The 23,494-nt window shown below is 66.1% G+C and carries 17 protein-coding genes and 2 tRNA genes; 11 read left to right on the plus strand and 8 right to left on the minus strand.

Annotated features, from left to right (window positions below):
• The first annotated feature begins 113 nt into the window (after positions 1-113).
• The 10 genes from ASE25_RS05465 to istB all read left to right on the plus strand — a co-directional run bounded on the left by ASE25_RS05465 (position 114) and on the right by istB (position 11,083).
• Positions 114-1,535, plus strand: a complete 1,422-nt coding sequence (locus tag ASE25_RS05465; RefSeq protein WP_056823390.1) for a M36 family metallopeptidase — start codon at positions 114-116, stop codon at positions 1,533-1,535.
• A gap of 419 nt (positions 1,536-1,954) precedes the next feature.
• Positions 1,955-4,171: a DNA topoisomerase (ATP-hydrolyzing) subunit B gene (gyrB, locus tag ASE25_RS05470; protein ID WP_082622694.1), complete on the plus strand. Its 2,217-nt coding sequence runs from the start codon at positions 1,955-1,957 to the stop codon at positions 4,169-4,171.
• 134 nt (positions 4,172-4,305) lie between these two features.
• Positions 4,306-7,095 carry a DNA gyrase subunit A gene (gene gyrA / locus ASE25_RS05475; RefSeq protein WP_157623325.1) on the plus strand — a complete coding sequence of 930 codons (2,790 nt, stop codon included), beginning with the start codon at positions 4,306-4,308 and terminating at the stop codon, positions 7,093-7,095.
• A complete protein-coding gene (locus ASE25_RS05480) occupies positions 7,092-7,757 on the plus strand; it encodes a DUF3566 domain-containing protein (protein ID WP_235508546.1) in 666 nt (221 codons plus the stop codon). Before gyrA ends, ASE25_RS05480 begins: the two co-directional genes overlap by 4 nt.
• A 198-nt stretch (positions 7,758-7,955) precedes the next feature.
• Positions 7,956-8,032: transfer RNA gene (locus ASE25_RS05485), tRNA-Ile, on the plus strand.
• Positions 8,033-8,061: 29 nt separating this feature from the next.
• Positions 8,062-8,241, plus strand: coding sequence for a DLW-39 family protein (locus ASE25_RS05490; protein WP_056780483.1), 180 nt, complete (start codon positions 8,062-8,064; stop codon positions 8,239-8,241).
• An 18-nt stretch (positions 8,242-8,259) separates the two neighbouring features.
• A tRNA-Ala gene (locus ASE25_RS05495) sits at positions 8,260-8,335 on the plus strand.
• A gap of 64 nt (positions 8,336-8,399) precedes the next feature.
• Positions 8,400-8,669: a WhiB family transcriptional regulator gene (locus tag ASE25_RS22240; RefSeq protein ID WP_082622695.1), complete on the plus strand. Its 270-nt coding sequence runs from the start codon at positions 8,400-8,402 to the stop codon at positions 8,667-8,669.
• Positions 8,670-9,044: 375 nt separating this feature from the next.
• Entirely contained in the window at positions 9,045-10,274 is a 1,230-nt protein-coding gene (istA, locus tag ASE25_RS05500) for an IS21 family transposase (protein ID WP_200958982.1), read from the plus strand.
• A complete protein-coding gene (gene istB, locus ASE25_RS05505; RefSeq protein ID WP_056823395.1) occupies positions 10,274-11,083 on the plus strand; it encodes an IS21-like element helper ATPase IstB in 810 nt (269 codons plus the stop codon). Before istA ends, istB begins: the two co-directional genes overlap by 1 nt.
• Positions 11,084-12,759: 1,676 nt before the next feature.
• Here istB and ASE25_RS22250 read toward each other — a convergent pair.
• The 6 genes from ASE25_RS22250 to ASE25_RS23755 all read right to left on the minus strand — a co-directional run bounded on the left by ASE25_RS22250 (position 12,760) and on the right by ASE25_RS23755 (position 19,786).
• Positions 12,760-13,530, minus strand: a complete 771-nt coding sequence (locus ASE25_RS22250; protein ID WP_082622696.1) for an ImmA/IrrE family metallo-endopeptidase — start codon at positions 13,528-13,530, stop codon at positions 12,760-12,762.
• A 75-nt stretch (positions 13,531-13,605) separates the two neighbouring features.
• Positions 13,606-14,235: a hypothetical protein gene (locus tag ASE25_RS05510; RefSeq protein ID WP_157623326.1), complete on the minus strand. Its 630-nt coding sequence runs from the start codon at positions 14,233-14,235 to the stop codon at positions 13,606-13,608.
• A 615-nt stretch (positions 14,236-14,850) separates the two neighbouring features.
• On the minus strand, positions 14,851-16,737 hold the full coding sequence (locus ASE25_RS05515) for a DUF262 domain-containing protein (protein WP_162260587.1): 1,887 nt from the start codon (positions 16,735-16,737) through the stop codon (positions 14,851-14,853).
• A 76-nt stretch (positions 16,738-16,813) separates the two neighbouring features.
• Positions 16,814-17,680, minus strand: a complete 867-nt coding sequence (locus ASE25_RS05520) for a hypothetical protein (RefSeq protein ID WP_056823403.1) — start codon at positions 17,678-17,680, stop codon at positions 16,814-16,816.
• A gap of 72 nt (positions 17,681-17,752) precedes the next feature.
• Positions 17,753-19,174, minus strand: a complete 1,422-nt coding sequence (locus ASE25_RS05525) for a DNA cytosine methyltransferase (protein ID WP_056823406.1) — start codon at positions 19,172-19,174, stop codon at positions 17,753-17,755.
• Between the two features lie 204 nt (positions 19,175-19,378).
• A complete protein-coding gene (locus ASE25_RS23755) occupies positions 19,379-19,786 on the minus strand; it encodes a very short patch repair endonuclease (RefSeq protein WP_056823408.1) in 408 nt (135 codons plus the stop codon).
• Positions 19,787-19,952: 166 nt separating this feature from the next.
• On the opposite strand from ASE25_RS23755, the gene ASE25_RS22655 reads away from it, so the two are divergent.
• Positions 19,953-20,354, plus strand: a complete 402-nt coding sequence (locus ASE25_RS22655) for a hypothetical protein (RefSeq protein WP_157623327.1) — start codon at positions 19,953-19,955, stop codon at positions 20,352-20,354.
• A gap of 247 nt (positions 20,355-20,601) precedes the next feature.
• Here ASE25_RS22655 and ASE25_RS05535 read toward each other — a convergent pair whose 3' ends face one another.
• Positions 20,602-22,977: a caspase family protein gene (locus ASE25_RS05535; protein ID WP_056823411.1), complete on the minus strand. Its 2,376-nt coding sequence runs from the start codon at positions 22,975-22,977 to the stop codon at positions 20,602-20,604.
• Positions 22,974-23,366, minus strand: a complete 393-nt coding sequence (locus ASE25_RS05540; RefSeq protein WP_157623328.1) for a hypothetical protein — start codon at positions 23,364-23,366, stop codon at positions 22,974-22,976. Before ASE25_RS05540 ends, ASE25_RS05535 begins: the two co-directional genes overlap by 4 nt.
• Between the last annotated feature and the right edge of the window lie 128 nt (positions 23,367-23,494).

Genomic DNA, 23,494 nt, shown 5'->3' on the forward strand with positions numbered 1-23,494 from the left:
GCCGCTGCCCGCCCTGCCGAAACGAGGGGAAGTCTTTACGAATCCTTTCCGGACGCGGACCTCCCGCGCGTGGTTGCCTGTGTCGTTGGCCTCCACTCCTCGAAAGGTTCGACATGCGTCGTACGCCGCTCATCGCCACCGCCTCGGTCGTCGCCGCGGTCGGTGCCCTGCTCTCGACGGCGGCCGCCGGCTCCGTCGCCGCGCCGGCCCCCGCCACGGCCGGGGCCTCCGTGCCCGCGGACCTCACGCTCGTCCAGGTGCGCCAGAGCCTGCTCGGCTCGCACAGCTGGTACGCCCAGACCTACCGTGGCGTGCCGGTGCTCGGCGGCTGGTACGCCGTCCACGCCACGGGCGCCGCCGCCTCGGTCGACGACGGTCGTCGTGCCGTCACCGGCCTCACCTCGGTCTCACCGGGTGTCGCGCGCGCCTCCGCCGCCACCGCCGCGAAGGGCCACGGCAACGCCCGCGGCAGCCGGCTCGTCGTCGTCCCCGGAGCCGCCGGGGCCGCGGCCACGCTGGCCTGGCAGGTCACGACCGACCAGGACAAGCAGGTGCTCGTCGACGCCCGCAGCGGCCGGGTCACGAAGGTCACCGACGAGCGGGTCCTCGCAAGCGGCTCGGGCAAGGTCTTCGACCCCAACCCCGTCGTCGCCCTGCAGAACGAGTCGCTCAAGGACGCGAACAACGCCGACAGCGCCGTCCCCGCGTCGGCCTACAAGACGGTGACCCTCGCCAACCTCGACGGCTCGGGCTACCTCAAGGGCAGCTGGGCCAACGTCACGAACAGCAAGAAGGGCAAGAACGCCGCCGCCTTCTCGTCGACGCTCTCCTTCCCCTACACCCGCAGCGACACACGGTTCGAGCAGGTCAACAGCTACTACGCCGTCGACCGGGTCCAGGCCTACATCCAGTCGCTCGGCTTCGCCGACGTCAACCACGAGTCCCAGGACCTCAGCGTCAACACGACGACCCAGGACAACTCCTGGTACACCCCGAGCCAGGACACCATCACCATCGGCACGGGCGGCGTCGACGACGGCGAGGACCAGGAGGTCGTGTGGCACGAGTACGGCCACGCGGTCCAGGACGACCAGGTGCCGGGCTTCGGCAGCGGCTCGGACGCGGGCGCCATCGGTGAGGGCTTCGGCGACTACCTCGCGGCCACGATGTCGCAGGGCAACTCGGCCGACACGGCCACGACGCCATGGGTCTGCGTCATGGACTGGGACTCGACCTCCTACACCTCGACGACGCCGCACTGCATCCGCCGCCTCGACACGACCAAGACCGTCGCCAACCGCACCGGCGAGGTGCATGACGACGGCGAGATCTGGAGCCACGCGCTCTGGGACGTCAACAAGGCCTTCGGCCGGGACAAGGCGACGCGCATCATCCTCGAGGCCCAGTTCTCCTACGCCCCGTCGACGACGTGGGCCGCGGCAGCGGAGAAGACGGTCGACGCCACGACCGCGCTCTACGGTGCGACCGACGCCGCCACCGTGCGCGCGGCCTTCCACGCCCGCGGCATCCTCTGACGCGGGGATCCACCCCACCGAGGTCGTATGCCGGGAGGCCGGGTTCCGCTGGGACCCGGCCTCCCGGCTTACCCGGGTTCGGTGCCCTCTTTGGTGCCCTCTTTGGTGCCCGGCTCGGGTCGCGGCAGGGCCCGGACGGCCTGTGGACGACGGCTCTCGGGCCGCCCAGGACGGAGGAGAATGGGTGCGGACGGACGCCTCGAGGTGGCGCAGGGCGCTGCGGCGGGTGAGGGTGCCTGAGGGGCGCTGGAGACCCGGGGCGTGATCCTCCCCTCGGATCCACGGGTTCTCGGGCCGGAAAGTGCCCGTTTCGCGCGTCTGAGGGCACGGTTTACGGCCCCGGACCGTTAGACTGATGAGGTTGCGGCTCGACGTCCACGTCGGGCCGCCCACATGAGGTCTGACCATCGAGGAGAGCCGTGTCCGACGCCGACGAGCCGATCACCACCAGCACCACCCCCAGTTCCACCGGATCCGACTCCGTGGCAGCACCCGACACCGCGACTCCCGACCCCGACGCGCCCGTGGTCCCTGCGGCACCGGCGGTCCCGGCCGACGTCCGGCCCAACGGCGTCGACTACGACGCGAGCGCGATCACCGTCCTCGAGGGTCTCGAGGCCGTGCGCAAGCGCCCCGGCATGTACATCGGCTCGACCGGTCCCCGCGGCCTGCACCACCTCGTCTACGAGATCGTCGACAACGCCGTGGACGAGTCGCTCGCCGGCTACGCCGACACCATCGACGTCACGCTCCTCGCCGACGGTGGCGTCCGGGTCAAGGACAATGGCCGCGGCATCCCCACCGACATCCACCCCGTCGAGAAGATCAGCGCCGTCGAGCTCGTCCTGACGCAGCTGCACGCAGGCGGCAAGTTCGGTGGCGGCGGCTACAAGGTCTCCGGTGGCCTGCACGGCGTCGGCAGCTCCGTCGTCAACGCCCTGTCGACCCGCCTCAAGGCCGCGGTCCGCCAGAAGGGCCACGTCTTCCGGATGAGCTTCACCGACGGCGTGCCCGACGGGCCCCTCGAGAAGCAGGAGGCCACCGACGAGACCGGCACGACGATCACCTTCTGGGCCAACGCCGACATCTTCGAGACCGTCTACTACGACTTCGAGACCATCCGGGCCCGGATGCAGCAGATGGCTTTCCTCAACAAGGGCCTGACGATCAACCTCGTCGACGAGCGCATCGAGCAGCCCGCGGGCGAGCGCGACGTCGACCTCGACGACCTCGACGAGGACCTCGAGCTCGTCGAGGAGTCGACCGAGGACGACGAGCCCCAGGACGCGGCGGCCGACGCCGGCTCCGGCGAGAAGAAGACGCTCACGGCCAAGCGGGTCAGCTACCGCTACGACAACGGCCTCGTCGACTACGTCAACCACATCAACGGCAGCAAGCGCAGCGAACCGGTGCACCCCGAGGTCATCTCGATCGAGGTCGAGGACGAGGCCCGCTCGCTGAGCCTCGAGCTCGCGATGCAGTGGACCAACGCCTACAGCGAGTCGGTCCACACCTACGCCAACGCGATCAACACCCACGAGGGCGGCACCCACGAGGAGGGCTTCCGCGCGGCGATGACCAAGCTCGTCAACGACTTCGCGCGCCGCCAGAACCTCCTCAAGGAGAAGGACGAGAACCTCACCGGCGACGACGTCCGCGAGGGCCTCACCGCCGTCATCTCGGTCAAGCTCGCCGAACCGCAGTTCGAGGGCCAGACGAAGACCAAGCTCGGCAACTCCGAGGTCAAGGGCTTCGTCCAGCGCGCCATGACCGAGGAGTTCGGACACTGGCTCGGCGCGCACCCCAACGAGGGCAAGGACATCGTCCGCAAGTCGGTGCAGGCCGCGGCCGCGCGCATGGCGGCCCGCAAGGCCCGCGAGGCGACCCGCCGCAAGGGCCTGCTCGAGTCGGGCGGCCTGCCGGGCAAGCTCAAGGACTGCCAGAGCAAGGACCCGAGCCTTTCCGAGGTCTTCATCGTCGAGGGTGACAGCGCCGGCGGCTCGGCCACCCAGGCCCGTGACCCGCACACCCAGGCGATCCTCCCGATCCGCGGCAAGATCCTCAACGTCGAGAAGGCGCGCATCGACAAGATCCTCGCCAACAACGAGGTCCAGGCGCTCATCTCCGCCTTCGGCACCGGCATCGGCGAGGACTTCGACATCGACAAGGCGCGCTACCACAAGATCGTGCTGATGGCCGATGCCGACGTCGACGGCATGCACATCCGCACGCTGCTGCTGACGCTCCTCTTCCGCTTCATGCGCCCGCTCATCGAGGCCGGCTACGTCTACCTCGCGCAGCCGCCGCTCTTCCGCCTGCGGTGGAGCAACGGCATCGACCACCAGTTCGCCTACTCCGACAAGGAGCGCGACGGACTCCGCGCCCTCGGCGAGAGCAAGGGCTGGCGCCTGCCGAAGGACAACCCGATCCAGCGCTACAAGGGCCTCGGCGAGATGAACTACTCCGAGCTGGGCGAGACGACGATGGACCAGAACAGCCGCACGCTGCTGCAGGTGACGCTCGACGACGCCGCCAAGGCTGACGAGGTCTTCGCCGTCCTCATGGGTGAGGACGTCGAGTCGCGGCGCTCGTTCATCCAGAAGAACGCCCGCGACGTGAAGTTCCTCGACATCTAGCCCACCGAGGACGTATGCCGTTCGCCCGGCCCCTCTGGGACGGGACGTTCCACGTGAAACGCACGACACGGCATACGCCATCACCGGTGCCCCACGAACTGTACGAATGTGACTGAGAGACAAAGGGATCTGACGTGAGCGACGACCTGCCTCCCAACGACGGAGACGACGCCAACGAGACGCCCGGCAACGAGACACCTGGCGACGAGACGCCCGACCAGAGCATCGAGGACATCCTCGGGCCCGACCCGGACGCCACCGACGCGAACGACGACGACGGCGACCCGAACGCCAGGGCGGTCGTCGTGCCGACCGACCTCCCGCAGCACGACCGGGTCGAGCCGATCGACCTCAACACCGAGATGCAGCGCAGCTACATCGAGTACGCCATGTCGGTCATCGTGTCGCGCGCGCTGCCCGACGTCCGCGACGGCCTCAAGCCCGTGCACCGCCGCATCGTCTACGCGATGTACGACGGCGGCTACCGCCCCGACCGGGGCTACAACAAGTGCGCGCGCGTCGTCGGCGACGTCATGGGTCACTACCACCCGCACGGCGACTCGGCGATCTACGACGCCCTCGTGCGCCTCGTGCAGGACTGGTCGCTGCGCTATCCCCTCGTCGACGGTCAGGGCAACTTCGGCTCCCGCGGCAACGACGGCGCTGCTGCACCGCGATACACCGAGTGCCGGATGGCCTCGATCGCGATGGAGATGGTGCGCGACATCGAGCAGGACACCGTCGACTTCGTCCCGAACTACGACGGCAAGACGATGCAGCCCGCCGTGCTGCCGAGCCGCTTCCCGAACCTGCTCGTCAACGGCTCGGCCGGCATCGCGGTCGGCATGGCCACGCAGATCCCCGCGCACAACCTGCGCGAGGTCGCGGCCGGCGCGCAGTACTACCTCGACCACCCGGACATCTCGCGCGAGGACCTCCTCGAGGCGCTGCTCGGGATCATCAAGGGCCCGGACTTCCCGACCGGCGCCCTGATCATGGGGCACAAGGGCATCGAGGACGCCTACCGCACGGGCCGCGGCTCGATCATCATGCGGGCCGTCGTCGAGGTCGAGGAGATCCGCAACCGGCAGTGCCTCGTCGTCACCGAGCTTCCGTACCAGGTCAACCCCGACATGCTCGCGATGAAGATCGCCGACCTCGTCAAGGACGGCAAGATCTCCGGCATTGCCGACATCAACGACGAGACCTCGGGGCGCACGGGCCAGCGTCTCGTCATCACGCTCAAGCGTGACGCCGTCGCCAAGGTCGTGCTCAACAACCTCTACAAGCACACGCAGCTGCAGACGACCTTCGGCGCCAACATGCTCGCCCTCGTCGACGAGGTGCCGCGCACCCTGCCGCTCGACGGCTTCATCCGGCACTGGGTCGACCACCAGGTCGAGGTCATCGTCCGGCGCACGACCTTCCGCCTGCGCAAGGCCCAGGCCGACATCCACATCCTGCGTGGCCTGCTCAAGGCGCTCGACCGGCTCGACGAGGTCATCGCCCTCATCCGGGGCTCGCGCACCGTCGAGATCGCCCGCGACGGCCTCATCGAGCTGCTCGAGATCGACGAGATCCAGGCCAACGCGATCCTCAACATGCAGCTGCGCCGCCTCGCGGCCCTCGAGCGCGAGAAGCTCATCGAGGCCCACGACGAGCTGCAGGCACTCATCGACGAGTACACCGCGATCCTCGCCTCGCCGGTGCGCCAGCGCGAGATCATCAGCGAGGAGCTCGCCGGGATCGTCGAGCGCTACGGCGACGAGCGGCGCACGACGATCGTGCCCTTCGACGGCGACATGTCGATGGAGGACCTCATCCCCGAGGAGGACGTCGTCGTCACGATCACCCGTGGCGGCTACGCCAAGCGCACGCGCGTCGACCAGTACCGCTCGCAGAAGCGCGGCGGCAAGGGCGTCCGTGGTGCATCGCTGCGTGGCGAGGACGTCGTCGAGCACTTCTTCACGACGACGACCCACCACTGGCTGCTCTTCTTCACCAACCTCGGCCGGGTCTACCGCGCCAAGGCCTACGAGCTGCCCGAGGGCTCGCGCGACAGCAAGGGCCAGCACGTGGCCAACCTGCTCGCGTTCCAGCCCGGCGAGCAGATCGCCCAGGTGCTCGCGGTCCGTGACTACGCGAAGGCCGACTACCTCGTCCTCGCCACCCGCGCGGGCCTCGTCAAGAAGACGCGCCTGGCCGACTACGACTCCAACCGTTCCGGCGGCCTCATCGCGGTCAACCTCCGCGAGGGCGACGAGCTCGTCGGCGCCGGCCTGGCCTCCAACCGCGACGACCTGCTGCTCGTCTCGCGCAAGGGCCAGTCGGTGCGCTTCACCGCGACCGACGAGGCGCTGCGCCCGATGGGCCGCTCGACCTCGGGCGTCACGGGCATGAAGTTCCGCGACGGCGACGACCTGCTCGCCATGTCGGTCGTCGAGGAGGGCGAGAGCCCCGACGTGTTCGTCGTCTTCGAGAACGGTCTCGCCAAGCGCACCCCGGTCTCGGAGTACCGCCTCCAGGGTCGCGGCGGCCTCGGCATCAAGGTCGCCAAGCTCTCCGAGAAGGGCGGCGACCTCGTCGGCGCCCTCACGGTCATCGACACCGACGAGGTCATGGTCGTCATGGAGAAGGGCAAGATCGTGCGCTCGCGCGTCGACGAGGTGCGCCACACCGGCCGCTCGTCGCAGGGTGTCAAGTTCGCGACGCCCGACAAGGGCGACTCGATCGTGGCCGTGGCCCGCAACGCCGAGTCCGCCATCGTCGTGGGCGAGGTCGAGGACGGCGAGGGGGCTGAGGGCGACGCGACGTCCGCTCCGGGAGCGCCCGCTACGGTTCCCGGCGCCGATGGCGTACCGTCGGACCAGACGTCGGGTGACGAGGCGAGCTCGTCGGACACCGACAACGGAGGTGACGAATGAGCGCGACCAGCCCTGAGGGCTCCCTGAGCAGCCCGGGCACGTCGACCCGGACGGGCAGCGGCTCCGGCTTCACCGACGACCAGGGCCAGAACGGCTCCTACTACGCCTCGACCGGTTCGAGCGGGTCGTCCGGCAGCACGTCGGGTGCCTCGAGCGCGGACCCGGCCACCGCGCTCTCGCGCGGGGCGGTCACCAACCGCACGGCCCCGACGCAGCGGGTCGGCTCCGGCCAGTCCGGCGCCGGGTCGTCGACCGCCGCCGGTGCGCGCACCACGACCGCGCACCGCAAGCCCAAGGGCCCGCGGCGCGTCCGCCTCGCCGTCGCGCGCGTCGACCCGTGGTCGGTCATGAAGATGAGCTTCCTGCTCTCCGTCGCGCTCGGCATCGCCGGCGTCATCCTCACGGCCGTCCTGTGGATGATCCTGTCGACGATGAACGTCTTCACCGACATCGAGGGCGTGCTCCAGTCGCTCCAGACGACGACGTCCGACCCGTTCTCGATCAAGGACTACGTCGGCTTCGGCCGCGTCGTGTCGCTCTCGATCGTCATCGGTGTCATCGACGTCATCCTCATGACGGCGATCGCGACCGTCATGGCCTTCCTCTACAACATCTGCTCGGCCCTCGTCGGCGGCGTGCAGCTGACGCTCACCGACGACTGAGCCGGTCCGAGCCGGTCTGAGCCGGCCCCCGTCGACTCTCGGCCGGCGTCGCGGACGCGGCCACACGGCATACGCAAGCGGCCCCTACCCTCACGGGCGGGGGCCGTTTTGTATGAGGCGAGGTGCATCGGGTAACGTTTCCCCTCGCGTCCGGTCGTCATCTCTGATGGTGTGGATCGGGCGCGCGAAGGTGACGATGGGCCTATAGCTCAGACGGTTAGAGCGCTTCCCTGATAAGGAAGAGGTCGGAGGTTCAAGTCCTCCTAGGCCCACCATCACCGCCACCACGGAGAGGATCCCTCGCATGCTGAAGCGTCTCGCCCTCGTCGGTGCAGCCGTCGCCGGCGTCGTCTTCCTTCGCAAGAAGGCCAAGCAGCAGCAGGCCGAGCAGGACCTGTGGACCCAGGCCACCGACGACGTGCAGGCGCCCGTCGCACCGGCCACCGCCCCCACGGCGACCGACGAGGCCGACACCTCGGCCTGAGGCCGCTCTCCCCCACTCGGGGCCATGGCGCAATTGGTAGCGCACCTGCTTTGCAAGCAGGGGGTTAGGGGTTCGAGTCCCCTTGGCTCCACCACATGTCAGAACCCCTTTCCGGTCACCGGGGAGGGGCTCTTTCGTGCCCGTACTGCAAATAAGTACTGCAGTTCCGGTCGTCAGGACCCTCATCCGAAGGCCTCCCCACTGCCGCCCGTCACGCGATCAGCCTGTGCCACGAGTGCCCCGTCCGCGCCATGTGTCTTGCCTCCGCGCTCGTGTTCCGCGAGGAGTACGGCGTCAGCGGTGGACTCACCCCGGGCGAACGACGGCCCCTCGAAACTCGCCTGGCTCGAGGGGAAGCACTGGGTGAGGTGCTCAGCTCGGCACTAAGCTACTCCGACGAGCGCAACCAGCAGGGTGCGGCCCGATGAGCTCCCACCTGGACGCGGCGTCGTCCACGAGCTCGCCCTCAAGGAAGGCGTCTGCGTTCGGCCCCTGCTCCATCGCGTGACGGACCGAGAGACCGGGGAGCACACCGTCGTCGTGAGCCATGCCGCTCGGTCCGCGAGTGGCGCTGCCCCAGCTGTGCCGAGGTCGCCAGACGCCTGCGGATGCAGCAGTGCTCAGAAGGCTGGCGCCTCGACCACGAGCCAGGTCGTCTCGGCGCCTCGTGGAGCGAGTTCTGAGTGTGGGCTGCCCATCCTCTTCCGGCGCGGACTCGTCCGCATTCTCCGCGGTGTCGACGACGCTTGAAAACAAGGCCATAGCGACGGTCGAAAACGAGGCCACCCAGACAGATTGGTTGGGTGATCTCAGTGGAGGATTGGGCTCTGATCGGGCGGCTGGTCGCGGACGGTGTTCCGCAGCGCCAGGTAGCCAAGGATCTCGGGGTCGGACGGTCGACGGTGGCGCGGGCGTTGGCCTCGGATCGGCCGCCGAAGTACGAGCGGCCGGCGGTGCCGACGTCGTTCACGCCGTTCGAGTCGCTGATGCGGCAACTGCTCGCGGCGACGCCGGACATGCCGGCCACGGTGATCGCCGAGCGGGTCTGCTGTGGCGGGTCGATCACGTGGTTCCGTGACAACGTCCGACGATTGCGTCCGCAGTATCGGCCGGTCGACCCCGCGGACTGGTTGGCGTGGCTGCCCGGGGACGCGGCGCAGTGCGACCTGTGGTTCCCGCCCAAGAAGATCCCGCTCGAGGACGGCTCGAAGGTCCTGCTGCCGGTCATGGTGATCACCGCGGCCCACTCACGGTTCATGGTCGGCCGGATGATCCCGACCCGGCACACCGAGGATCTGCTGCTCGGCATGTGGGTGCGGCTCCAGCGCCTCGGCCGAGTCCCACGCAGGCTGATCTGGGACAACGAGTCCGGCATCGGCCGCGGCAAGAGGCACGCCGAAGGCGTGGGGGCGTTCACCGGCACACTGGCTACCACGCTGCAGCGGTTGAACCCCTACGACCCCGAGTCCAAGGGCGTGGTGGAGCGTCGCAACGGGTTCTTCGAGACCTTCTTCATGCCGGGCCGGACCTTCGAGTCACCGGCCGACTTCAACACCCAGTTCGCCGACTGGCTCACCATCGCGAACGCCCGGATCGTGCGCACCACCAAGGCTCGTCCGGTCGAGCTGCTCGATGTCGACAGGGCGGCGATGCTTCCCCTGCCGCCCGTGGCGCCGACCGTGGGTTGGGTTAACCGGGTCCGTTTGGGTCGTAACTACTACGTCCGCGTCGACTCGTCGGACTACTCGGTCGACCCGGCGGTGATCGGCCGGTTCGTCGACCTGACCGCGGACCTGGCCAGGGTCGAGGTGCGCCACGAAGGACGCCTCGTCGCCGCTCACGACCGAGTCTGGGCACGCGGCATGACCATCACCGATCCCGTCCACGTCGCCGCGACCAAGGTGCTGCGCGAGCAGTTCCAGCGACCCCGACCAGCGCCGGATCCCCAGGAGGGCTTGGCGCGCGACCTGGCCAACTACGACCGCGCGCTCGGGCTCCTCGACGGCGGGCTCGCCGATGGTGAGGTGGCCTGATGACCACCAGGACCAACAAGGCGAAGAGCAACGGCAGCGAGCCGCTCAAGCAGCTGACCTACTTGGCGTCGGCGTTGAAAGCGCCCCGGATCATCGAGGCCGCCGCGCGGCTGGCCGACCACGCCCGCGACGCGGGATGGACCCACGAGGAATACCTCGCCGCAGTGCTGGACCGTGAAGTCGCAGCCCGCAACGCATCCGGCGCACAGCTACGCATCCGGGCCGCCGGGTTCGCCGCAAGGAAGACGATCGAAGAGTTCGACTGGGACGCCCAACCCGCGGTCCGTCAGCAGATCGCCGCACTCGCCTCCGGCGGCTTCCTCACCGAGGCCCGCAACGTCGTGCTACTCGGCCCGCCCGGCACCGGCAAGACCCACCTGGCCACCGGCCCGGGCATCGCCGCCGCGCACCACGGACACCGGGTCCCGTTCGCGACCGCGACCGAGTGGGTCACCCGCCTGACCGAGGCCCACCGCGCCGGCCGGCTCCCGCAAGAGCTCACGCGGCTGCGGCGCTACGGACTGATCATCGTCGACGAAGTCGGCTGCCTGCCCTTCGAGCAAGACGCCGCGAACCTGTTCTTCCAGCTCGTCTCATCCCGCTACGAACACGCCTCGCTGATCCTCACCTCCAACCTGCCGTTCAGCGGCTGGGGAGGTGTCTTCGGTGACCAAGCCGTCGCCGCCGCGATGACCGACCGCGTCGTCCACCACGCCGACGTCCTCACCCTCAAAGGCGCCAGCTACCGGCTCCGCAACCGCGACATCGACACGTTGCCCAGCATCAGAACCCAGGACACGGCAGACTAGAAACCACGAACTGGTGGCCTCGATTTGGAACGTCGGATCGGCCTCAGGTGTGAGCGTTGTCGACACGCGGGTCATCCTGGTCGCTGGGATCCGGCTCATGGGCTAGTTCTGCTAATCGTCTTCGTAAATGCGCAGACTCCAGCCACGAACTCGTGCTCCATAAAACCCGGGACACCCCAAAGTCTCCCGACATCCCGGGGCGGTTCAGACCGCCACCACGTCATAGGACGGGCAGCCCGCCAGTTGCGGCGCGGACTCAGCCGTGACGGTGAGCCTGCCAGATTCTGGTTCGACCTCGATCACCGTGCAGGCCCTCGAGGCCGACCAGCGCGTCGCAGTTGTCGCAGTTGTTGGTCAGGGAACACTGCAGCACAGCACGAAGCGAGCTCGGTCATCGTCGAGGTCCTCGGAAGATCCGGCTCTCGGTCGTTCCACCTCCTGGGGGCCTCGACCCCACCTCAGCGAATCACTAGCGCGGCGTGTCCACCCGCCCGTCTCAGGTACGAAGAGCCCAGCTATTGAGGCCGCTTCTCCGATGCAAGCTCACAGGCGATCGCCGCCGAGGTGAACTACCGCAAAGATCAGCGGGCCGGATCCAAGGCAAAGCGGATGCCGCGCGCGCTTATCGCTTCCACAGTTCCGAGTCAATGCTCCTATTGCGAGGACTGCTCCGGCGTAGGTTACGCGAAACATCATTGAGATCACGCGTAATGTGGCTCAACCAAGCGTGTCTATCCCCGACATCGAGGCCCAACTCGCTGAGCATATCCTCACTCCATTCCTGCTCCTCCGACAGTTCCGGCCTCAGTGAGAAGGAGACGTTCGAAATCTGATACAGACTTGGCCTCTTCTCGAAGCCGTGGCGACCGAATTTAGAACTTGAGGGGAGGCCGCCACTCCTTGATACGCCGAAAGGGTTGCCGAAAGGGGTCTCCGGACTTACATCTCCAACGACTCCATCGGCGCTCCAGTGGGAAAACCTCCCCAAAGATTGTCCTTGCATGTCGATTTCATTAACCTTAGCATTCTTCTGCACGACAACTTTAGGCACCTTGGTTCGCCTCACCCGAAGATGAGACATCCCCAAGCGGTACTCCACACGAAGGAAATCAACGTACGAAAGATAAACGTCAGTCTCAGTTCTAACATGCGTTAGGGCCGAAGGTCGAGGCGTGGAAGTCTTTACGGAGAAGACTTGATGCCTCCTCTCCGCCGTGAGTTCATCCGGCTGCCGCCAATAGTCTGGCAGGATGGCAGATTTCACGTCATCCCTAGCCTCACGAACGCGCGACCGCACTCCATCCGTCGTCTCGTACGCTGACAACGCCTCCGACAGCGAGGAAGCTGTGCCCGGCCGGAGAACCGAGTTTCGTACGGTCTCACGAATGTCGGGGACCGGCGAAACGACTAAATAGCGCTTTGGAGAAGTGGCACTCGGACTAAGTTCTGTCGGGTCTACTCGCGACAGGCACCTATCACGGCTGACCCAAGAGTGCTCGAGCACTAGGTGCAAGCGCATCATCCTAAAGATCCACTGACGATCTCCCTGAAACCAGTTGCTTCTCCGTGTCAGATCGACCGCCAGGGGGATTGACAGATATGTCGTTGTATCTGCCGTTTTCGGCAGGAGAGTCGGGGGCAGCGCGAGATCGGTCACAATGACTGGCCTCCGAGATTCAGAAAGAGTCGTGGTGCCGGAACGAAAAGCCGGGTGTATCCGGAGTGGACTCAGGCAAACCCTCATCCTCCGGATCCCGCTTGTTCCATCCCAGCCGTGAAGCGTGGATCAAAGCCGCTCTGTATACTGGCTCACTGATAAGCCTAAGTTCCTCAGCACGTTTGAGAGCGGCTAGTCTCGTGACTCCAAAAGCCTCACTGATCGACTCTACGACTTGCCACGCGAATGGCTTAATTCCGGTTGCTGGCAGTGCTTGTGCAGGGATAAGCAGAGATCCAGCAAAGCGATTTGCTTGCTTCTCGGCGAGCTTGGAAGGGGCAAATTCTCGGTGCATCAGCAGGTGCCCCAGCTCGTGAGCGGCGTCGAAACGTACACGCTTTCGACCCCCACCCTCCGTCTTTACCAAGACCAACGGCTGATCGAACACCCAGCATGAAAATGCACTGATATTCTCGGAAGTTTGTGGCATCTTTCCCAAGACAATCCCCAAGTTTGACAAGACCCAGTTGACGTTGGGGATCGGGCCGTTGCCCACACCGAGCCTGTCTCTGAGCACTGTCGCGAGAATCTCCGGAGCCAGGGCCGACGACCCGGAAATGCTCGGCTGGGGGTGATCTTGGAGAAAGGGTCGCCAATCCTCCCAAACCGCGTTCACTCTTTCGTACACCAAGGACAGGTCCGCATCGTCTGCAGCATGGGCGGCTCGAAAGTGACCGAAGTCAACGGCGTGGAACATCGGCTCATCCAGCTCGAACTTTAACTGTGTCACAACTGGCCTCCTGCGAACCGGGGCGATGATTCACGATACGGCCCGCGACCGCGTCGAGGGAACCAACACGCCGCATCACTTCGTGCCGCCTTCCAGGGTTGGAGCGGGGTGGGTCGCCTTTAGGGTGGAGACCCTTGACTCCAGAGCGGTCAGCGGGTGCGCAAGTAGGCCGCTGAGACACGCCTGTCGTACCAGGCTCCGTGCTGAGATGGCCAAAGACAGGCCACGCAGCCCCAAGACGCATGCGCACGCAACGATCAAGATCGCCATCCACAACGGAAATTTGGAAGCAGCAGACAACGCGAGGATCAGCAGGGGCAGCAGGAGACTCAACCGAAACGCGGCCTCACTCTCGTACCGGTCACACGTCGAGTAGATCTCCTTGTTAGCTGACAAAAGTTCTGTCTTGAGCGTGGCATGGTCGGTGGCTCGTTTCGCCGCCAACTCTGCTTCCAGCTCATCCATCAATTCGGGATCTATCACCTCCCGCATTTCACCCAACGCCCTTCGTGTTCTTCCAAAAGCCCAATCGCTGGACGCTTCATAGTCAGTGTAATTGGCTCCGAAGTGCCGATCGAGTCGCGAAACTAGAGCTTTCGTGATCCCCTTGTCCGGGGAAACATCCAACACGCTCCCCACGAGGAAGGCCGCGAATGCCGTGATGGAGAGCGCTGCGCCCTGACCCAGCCATTCCGGCCAGGCCAAGCCCCTAAATGGTGCCACTAGCGAGTCGAGCGCGTCGGGGAATCGCCAGGCCATTAGCAGGTAAAAAGATGCGAGCCAAGCCGCACCACAACCAAGCGGCACACGAAGTTCTCGTAGCCCGGGTAGGAGGTTCGTAAGGATGAGGGCCCCCTCTTGATTCACCCCGTGAGGAGGCCCGTGTGGCATCCACCCACACGCTACCGCTAGTGATCGGCGTGCGCACCCGATAGCCACAAGGTTGCTGGCGTGATCCAGTGGCCGAACGGCTCGGCCACCCCACTTGGCGGACCGTGACGTCGGAGCCAGGCCCCGGCCCGTTGACTCCCCTCATTTGTTGGCTAAGAACGTCCTCTCACTGCAACCACCGCGGGCACAGCCGGCCTATGGCCGACAGCCCTGCCGTACCTAGAGCAATCGAGCTCAACTGGGCCGAGCAAGACGCAGGCTGGGTCAGCGACCCTGAGCGTCGGGAGCAGCCAGGACTCGCGCCGGAGCGTGGCTTGCCTGGAGTGTGTCTTGTCTGGAGTGCCATTGCTAAATTGGCCTCTTATTCATCAAGGCGCGGCTGCGCCGCGGGAGCCCCTGCGGGCGGCGCTGGCGCGCCGTCCTCGGCGGCTACGGGATAATCTCCAGGTTCTTGGCCAACTGGGCCTGCATTCTCGTCCATCGCTTCTTCACGAGCGCGCGGTACTGTGCGTCGGTCATGGAGTCTTTGCCATTAACCTTTGGGATTGCGGTGTCAGCCGCGGCGCAGAACAGGAGCGCCTCTATCTCCGTTTGTTCTGCTGAGCTGGGCGCCCTGCTGGTGCGGTTGAAGTACTCATCAATAGTTTCCGACTGCTTTTTTCGGTTCACCGACCGCTCAAGAAGGGCGAGGTTTCCCAAAGCCCCCAAGGGCCATCCGGTCTGGCCAGCGCCGAGCGTCATCTTGAGGACTCGATCGACGGGAATCAGATGCTCGACATCGTACTGATTCTTTGCTTGATCGTGCACCGAGATTTTCTTGGAGTAGAGGAACTTCAAGATGACCTTGTCGCTCGATGACACATTTGGCCTCTTGGTCGCTGCCTCCGATAACTGCTCAGTGAGCCAAACCCCCATAGCGTTCGACCACTCCTCCTTGCTATGCACGGAAGCGTAGTGATCTGATGGCGCGCCAGTTGAGTCCCACACTCGTTCGTATGCGTACGTGTAGAGCGGCCCTCGCCACGTCTGGCGCATGATGTCGATCAGGTAGTGCTGCGGGAAGGCTGCCCGCAACTTTTGCTCCTTGGCCGCCGCGCCCGGACGGCGCGAGTAGTTCGAGGCCCGGTCATAGCCGTGCGCTGCGGCCGCGGCGACCATGCTGACTATCTGCAGCTCACCGTGTGCTAGAGCACTGGACTCCTTGGTCAGCGACAGGGCAAGGAATGGAGCGAGCGTCTCGTCAACCAGCTTGGCGGCCTTGAGGATGCACTCAGTGACAGCATCGAGCTTGTATCGGCCCCGCCCGTCCTTCTCGAGCTGGCTGGGGATCTCGTCCATGTCTTCCAAGCGCAAGCCTAGGACTAGGGCGACCAAGGGGAAGGCAGAAGACGACTTGCTCGCCTCGGCTGCGGATGCAGAGAACAGGCGTGGAAATTTCTTGCCCAGTACCTGACTGAGGCCGAATAGGTACTCGAACAGACTAGCCTCGTTAGCGACCTGGGACCTGTCGACGGTATACCCCTCGCTTTCCAACTTGGCATAGCGTCCGTCGATCGCTGCGCGAATCTCCTTATCGGCGACGCGCACCTTCATGCCAACCCACGCAGCGGCGAAGATCTCGTACTTGGACAAGATCGTGCCCTGCGTGTTAATGCGTTCGAAGATCTCAGGGAGTGCCCCATCCGGTCCCGAATAGATGAGAACTGGGATCTCATATGTACCGATGTCGACGCGGGCCTCAATCTGCTTCAGCAGTTCCAGAACGTGCACCTGCAGTTTCTTGTCTTGGGCCTTTGTAGTCTCGGGGAGGCCTAGTTGAGCACAAACGCTTTCGACCAGTTTCGACCACTCGAAGGCCGTTCGGTCGACCTTCTTAACGGTCCTAAGCCACTCGACAATCGCGTTACTGACCGCCTCGTCGGTCGGAGGCTTTCGTTTGAATAGGGCCCGCAGTTCCGCAGCAAGCTTGCCCACTTGGTCCACGGGCAGCAGTTGCGCTGTGGCCTCGGCGAACGGGGCTAGGAGGTGGTCAGCGATGGTGTTCGCTCGCTGCAAGCCATCTACGATCGCATACACCGGAGAGTCGACGGACTTGCCATTGATAGTAACGCGGCGTTTGGTTCGCTCACTCAACAGGAGGGCGCCGATCGGATACCCTGACACGATCGAGTCGATCAGTTCTTGTCGCTTCTTGGGAGGCCACACAAGCGATCGCTGGAACTCCGGAACTTCGAAGGAGATGGGATCTTCCAGGGCTGGGCCAGTCTTGACGGTCGCGAGTCTGGACAGTCGCCAGAGAACCGGTTGCGTTGCCATGATATCCCCTCTATTGCAGCCCATTGCGGGTCCAGTAAACTGCGTGTCTCTTTTGGTGTGACTGTGTTTAGCGCAACTAGTTATCCATCATGCCAAGGACGGCATTGATTGCCGCTTGCGCCTGCGCGGCGGACAACAACCCTTGCTGCTCCATGCGCTTGACTTCCTGAAGCCTCTCGACGACATCAGAGCGGGATTTTGCAGCTTGCTGACGGAAAGCGGAACCGAGTCGTTGGAAGTGTGGCTGCATCACGAGCGCGCGGATGATGTCCATAGCCGGATCCACCTCCTTCGCCCCTGGATTTGGCGGCACGACTAATGGGATGACGTGGTCGGGGCACGCTTGGGCGTGGTCTTGAAGGGCTTGCAGGGGGAGGACCCATGCGTCGCCGTCGAACCTGAGAGAGGTAAGGACCTGCTGATGTTCCAGAGGGTCGACGTGCACGATCCCAGGGAGCAGCGGGTGAAGAAAGAGCGTCTCCTCCATCTTGCCCTCCGTCCTGCCTTCTTCCTTTCGACCGCGGACATTCTGAACGATGAACTGGTAACTGCGCTGCTTGGAGAACGAAGACTTGACCGACCAGCGATACTTGGCAGCGTCACGCAGTCCTGCGACGTCGTCCCCGTCAGCGTCGTGCCCTTGTGGAAGCGTAAGGATGCCCGCCGAGAAGGCGGCGAGAGCGATGCCCCACTCGACCAGCGCCCCGATGATGAACCGGTTAGCTCGACTGGACGGGTTGAAGTTCTCGACAGCGATGTGCAGCAGCCACTGGAGTTCCTGCGCCAACTGTGGGTCGGCGGCAAATGCCTGCTTCAGCTGCGCGAAGTCCGAGGTGGAGTCAGCTGGTGCTGTTGCGTAGCCATGATTAGTTCTGCCGACAACCACCTCGACCCGCGGGCTCGGGATTCTGATGTCGATCGGTAGGTGCGGCTCGTCAGACACCCTCGAACCCTAACCATCGGTGTCCTCTCTGTCCTAGAAAGGAGCGGTCAAAGATGCTGCCATGCCGAGAAGCTAGCCCACGCGCTGTGTGGCCACTGGGTGGCCTTGGGACATGCTCGATTCGTGCAGGTGAGCGGCAGGCGACAACGCATCCCCGCTTGGGCTCAGAGTGGCACTCAGCACAGCCTTGACGAGCCGGCCGGGTAGATCCGCAGCACTCTGCTCGACATGTGTCCGAAAGACATGCCATGCCGCTCCGACGGCCACACCGTTGCCTACCTGCTTGTACGAGGCCTGGTCCCGCTGGTCCCCAAACGAGAAGGAGCGAGAGAAGCCCTGTAGGCGGGCGGCTTCGTGCGGCGTCAGACGACGTCTGCGGCTGCCGATGATCGAAGTCTGGGTGATTGCAACCAAGGCCGGCAGGTAGGTCGGTGCCTTGGCGCGGATGCCTGATGGCCGGAGGTGCATGACCGTCTCCCACAGCGATCCGGTGTCCTGCGCCTGCCACTCCAGCTTGCGCCGCGACTCCGGGAACTTGGCGAAGGAGCGGTTGGCTTTTTTCCAATCATCGATGATGTCGCGGTGCTCGTCGTAGAACCGGGCATTCTTTATGAGGAAGTCAGCCTTCCAGCGCGGCAGGGCGTCCAGCTCAATGGGGTCAAGTCCTCGCTCCGGAATCCAGGCATCCGCCCACAGGGGGAAGCCCGGGAGGCGTGTACCGCGAGCGGACCACATGCGCTGCACCAGGTCGTCCCAGACGTTGATCCACTCGGTCTCGTCGCCCGTGAGTTGGTACTTGGACAGGTTCGGGATCGTTGAGTCGTTGTCGAGGATCCAGTCAGCGTCCCAATCCTGCACACTCCATCCGTCAACGGGGGCGCGAACAACAGTGGGCGGAACGTCAACCTCCGCCATGGCCCGCTCTGGACCAACGTACGTGCCGAGAATGAACACCCGGTCTCGGACCTGGGGCGTTCCACCCAGCGAAGGCGGCAGGAAGTGCGGTGAGAAAACCGACGGCGTCGACGACACTCGGTACCCAAGCTCGCGCAGCGTCTGGATGATGACATCCCACTCATGGCGATGGCGCGGGCCCGCAAGGTTGCGAACGTTCTCCAGGAGAACGACCGCCGGAGTGCGCTCCTCGAGGATCCGCGCGATGTTCCAGAACAGGGTGCCCCGTGCCTCGTCCATACCGCGCTGATAGCCGGACTTCGAGAAGGGCTGGCACGGGAATCCGGCTGCGAGGACGTCGTGGGCTGGGACCTCAACGGGTCCGTCGTCGGGCGTCGCGATGGTGATGTCGGTGTTGACGATCGGCTGGTGCGTCTCAGGCAGAGGGTCCACCCAGTTGCGGATGTAGGTCTGGCGCGCTTCGGGGTCGATCTCGGAGACGTAGACGCACCGACCGCCGGCGTGATCCAGCATGGCGTGAAAGCCGCCGATGCCAGCGAATAGATCCACATAGGTGAACGGTGCGAATCCCTTTGGCATAGAAGAAAGCTTAGCTGAGATTTCAGCTGGGTCAAGCTCCCGCGCGGGGTAAGCGGAGCCCAGGGGCGAGGCGTCCATCATGGCAAGTCATACCTCCGTTGATGCACATCCCGGAGGCCGACCCGATGCGCTTGTAGTTGGTTGATCGATGCTGCGAGGCAGCCCACCACAAGCCGCCGACAACGTTGGTCGCAACATGCCCCGTCAGGCCAGAAGGAGTTTGGCGACCGCTGTTGGGTCGTCCTGAACGCGGCACTCCCACACCCGCACGACGTGCCAGCCGTACGCCTCGGCGAGCTCAGTGGACCGCTTGTCGCGCTCGGCATTTCGGCGCATCTTGTCTTCCCAGAGGGACGCGTTCGGTCCGGTCCAAGGTCTCTTCCGTCCGTGATCTGGGCAGCCATGCCAGAAGCACCCGTCCACGAAGACGGCGATGCGTCGGCGCGGTAGAACGAAGTCAGGCGTGCATCCCTTGGCAATGCGAGGGTGAAGGCGAAAGCGGCCTCCGATGGCATGCACGGCCTTCCGCAGGAGCACCTCAGGCGCGGTGCTCGTTCGCCTCCGGCCGGCGAGGTGGGACCCGGCACGGGTGCTGACCCACTGCTCAACCACCCGGCGAGCCTACGTCGATGCGGGTCGCGGGGCCATCTCGCCTTGATCCTCACCATGCTGGTCACAGTGCTCTCGCCTCGAGCTCGCGGGCAGACGCGCACGCCGCAAGGGTCGACCTCGCCCCCGTCGGGCTTGCCGTCCCCGGCGGGGAGGTAGGTTCAGTTCCATGAGTGACGAGTGTCGGCATGGCATGAACCCGCAGTGGTGCTCGATGTGTCGCGGTGTCGACGACAGCGCTTTCAACGGCGTGCGCGGAACAGGACTGCAGGGCGGCCAGGCTAAACAAGATCAGTTGGATCGGCTCTGCCGTCAGCTGGGCGTCCCAACCGTTCCCGTCGGTGTAGGCAGCAGTTTGCCGTCGCACATCTTCGAGGCCGCCGCTCGCCAGTGCGGCGTCCCGCTTGGATCCATGCCGGAGATCGGGGAAGCCCTTGCCCGCAAGGCTGGCCTCCCTTGGACCGCCGACTGTGACAGCCGCGGCACGGTGAGTGGCGGCGGATCCACCGTCACGCGAGAGGGCCTCGACGTAATCAACAGGGCTGTTGCTGGACTGCTTCTTCGCAAATAACGTCAGGCGTCCCCCTGCCTCCGGCTTCCTTGCGTACTGCAACGAAGTACTGCAACAGGCCCAGCTGCTGGTGCCTTCAACAGACAATCCACGGCGCCCGCCACACCTGGACGCTGTAACCCGCGATCCTTGCGCCGAGTTTGCAAAGCAGGGGGTTAGGGGTTTGAGTCCCCTTGGCTCCACCAGCAACGACCTCGTCCGTCTCGGGCGGGGTCGTCGTGTTTGCGGGCCAGGGTCGTGCGCGCGATCAGGTGGCCGCAGGTGGTATCCGGTCGACCGGCTCGCCAGGTAGCGCCAGTGCTGACAGCAGGAGCACGAGGCACATGAGCGTGAGTGCCGGGACGGCGTGCGGGTCGATGTCCATGCGGGTGTAGTACATCCACTCCGAGACCACAAAGCTGAGAGCGCCCACGGTCCAGCCACCGAGCAGGACCCGCCCGACAGCGCGTTCGAGCAGCACTGCGGACACGGTGAACGCCAACGTCAACAGACCCCAGACCAAGGTGACGGCCCCCCAGTACGTCGAGGCCTGGTCCGCGACGTGAGAGGCGTACGCGATGAAGACGGCGGTCGTGGCGATCCCGAGACCCAGGGCCACGACCGATGTCCAGGCACGCTGGTCGAACCGTCGGAACGGCACCCGTGTCCGCGACGTCACGGCCAGCAGGGTCGCGAGCGCTGTTGCGCCGACGAGGAGCTCACCGACCAACGCCACCAGCCAGCCGATGTCGACGCGGTCGGCGCCGGACGCGTTGAACACCCCGACGAGGGTGAGCGAGCCTGCACCGCAGGCGGCGCCGGTCGAGGTGAGCAGCGCCACCGCCACTGCTGCCCTGACACGGGGCACGAGCATCGTGACCCCGGCGGCCAGAGCCAGCAGGCCACGGGTGATTGCTGCGGGGAGCTGCTCGGGTGCGTTGTCGGCGTAGGTCCCGCCGTCGAACCAGGGCAGGAAGATGCTCAGGAGGAGGAGCAGCCCACCGACGAGGGTCGCCCCACCCGCGACTCGTCGCCACACAGGCGCCGTCGTGCGGTGTGCCGCGGCGGCCGTGACGGGGTCGGGCTGCGCGGGAAGGTCGCTGGGGACGGCAGGCTCGTCGGGTGTCGCGGGTGGAGCGGACGGTTGGGGCGGGGATACCGACTCGGCTTCCGCCGGCGCAGCGGTCGGTCCCACGACGGTGGCCGACGACGCCGACGCAGGCCCTGACACCGACGCGTCGTCGCGTGAGGTCTCGACGGGCCGGAGTCGTCGACCGACGAACTGCTCGTCATCGGGTCCGGAGTGGGAGTCGGGGTCCGTCACGCTGGCCGCGGTCGCTGCGGGCTCGGGCGGGCGTGGAGGTGACTCGAGGAACCCGGTCCGACGTCCGACCGAGGCGGTGACCGGCACGATGACGGACCCCGTCGGACTCGTCAGGGTGAGGCTGCCGGCATACGGCCTGTCGGTCGGGGAGAAGGTCACGGTCACGACGGAACCGTCCACGACAGCGCTGAGCGGTGGGTCGGCCTCGACGCGGACCTCTCGTGCCAGCGGCACGCCGGCCACCTGCAGCTCGCGCTCGACAGCGACCGCAGCCCCGAAGGCGATCTCGCCGAAGTCCAGGGCCGGAGGGCTGACCCGGGGTGCCGAGGCGTCGATGACAGCGGCGGCATCGTCGGCCACGGACTTCGTGTCGGCACGGGCGACGGCCTGGAGCGCCTCGAGTGCGCCGAGCGCAACGCCCAGGTCGGGGTGTCCGAGCCGGTCGCGGAGCTCGACGACGGCACCGCGTCGGTAGGTCGGGTCGGGCTCACGCAGGGCCGCCACGATCGCCTCCGGGATCGGCACGGGCCGCACCTTCTTGTGGCGGCTCTTCGCGAGGTAGACGTCGCCGGACATCTCGACGTCCCGCCCGGGTGTCTGACGGGGATTTTGTTCTCGGACCCGGTCGAAGACGTAGTCGTAGAGCTCGCCCAGCGACACGAGGCCGTCCTCGTCGCGGTCCGCCTCGCCCGTCAGCAGCCCGTGCACGACCGCCGAGGTGAAGACCGACGGCTGGACCTCGTGGTCGCTGGTCAGGGTCGTCCCCTCGAACGCGTACTCCATGGCGCTCGAGGCACTGATCACCGCGCGCCCGCGGCCGCCTCCCAGGCGCCCGGCCGGGAAGCTCTCCATGACGTTCACCGGACCGGCCGCCCGAACCGCGACGCCCTCGCCGAAGGCACCGCCGTAGCAGCAGTCGAGGAAGAGCACGATGGTGCGAGCCCGCGCGGTGCGCATGCAGCGCTGGATGAAGTCGGCCGGCACCGCCGTGGAGCCCAGCCGGTCCGGGCGGGTGTTGCGCGCCGCGACGAACAGCTCGCCCGAGTCGCTCTTGAGCCCGTGGCCTGAGAAGTGCAGCAGCAGCAGGTCGTCCGGGCGACTCTCCGTGAAGAGGTCGTCGATGTGCGACTGCACCTCGTAGGAGGCGGCGTTGTGCACGATCGACACCTCGAAGCCGCCGATCTCCGGATCGCCGAGGACGGCCGCGAGGGCGCGCGCGTCGGCCTCGGGGGCGCGCAGCTGGCCGAGGCTCGCGTGGTCGTAGGTGTCGTTGGCGATGATGAGCGCTCGCCGGGCGCCGGCCGCCGCGGTGTCGTTCATGGCGGTGGTGCCCCGTGCCGCGCCAAGAAGATCCTGAGCAGGTCCTCCTGCTCGACCGAGCTGGCCCCGGACAGCTCGATGACGTCGCCGCTGATCTCGAGCCGCACGCTTCGCGTCTCCTCGGACGCGCGCCCGAGCCACGCCCGCAGCGACGAGATGAGCCCCGCGAGACCACCTGATCCGATCACCGCGACGGCCAGGGCGTTCATCGTCTCGGGGTCCAGCCCGCGCGCGCCGGGTTCGACAGGTCCGGGGAGCTGTCCCGAGGACGGCACGACATCGACGGCGTCCACGTGCCGCAGCTCCTGACGGAACTGTCGGTGCAGCAGGTCGACACGCGCGGCATCGGCCCCACGCTCGTGGAGCGTCACGTCAATGCTCGTCCCCATCGGCCCACCTCACGGCGCCGGACCCGCTTCCTTTCGATGGTAGCGGGGCCCGGCGCGAGCGAGACGTGGCTTTCAACAGGTCAGGAGACACTCCCGGGCCCGCGGGTCCGGTCGTTGGGGCGCCGGGA

It is taken from the genome of Terrabacter sp. Root85 (assembly GCF_001429185.1).
Classification (GTDB): domain Bacteria; phylum Actinomycetota; class Actinomycetes; order Actinomycetales; family Dermatophilaceae; genus Terrabacter.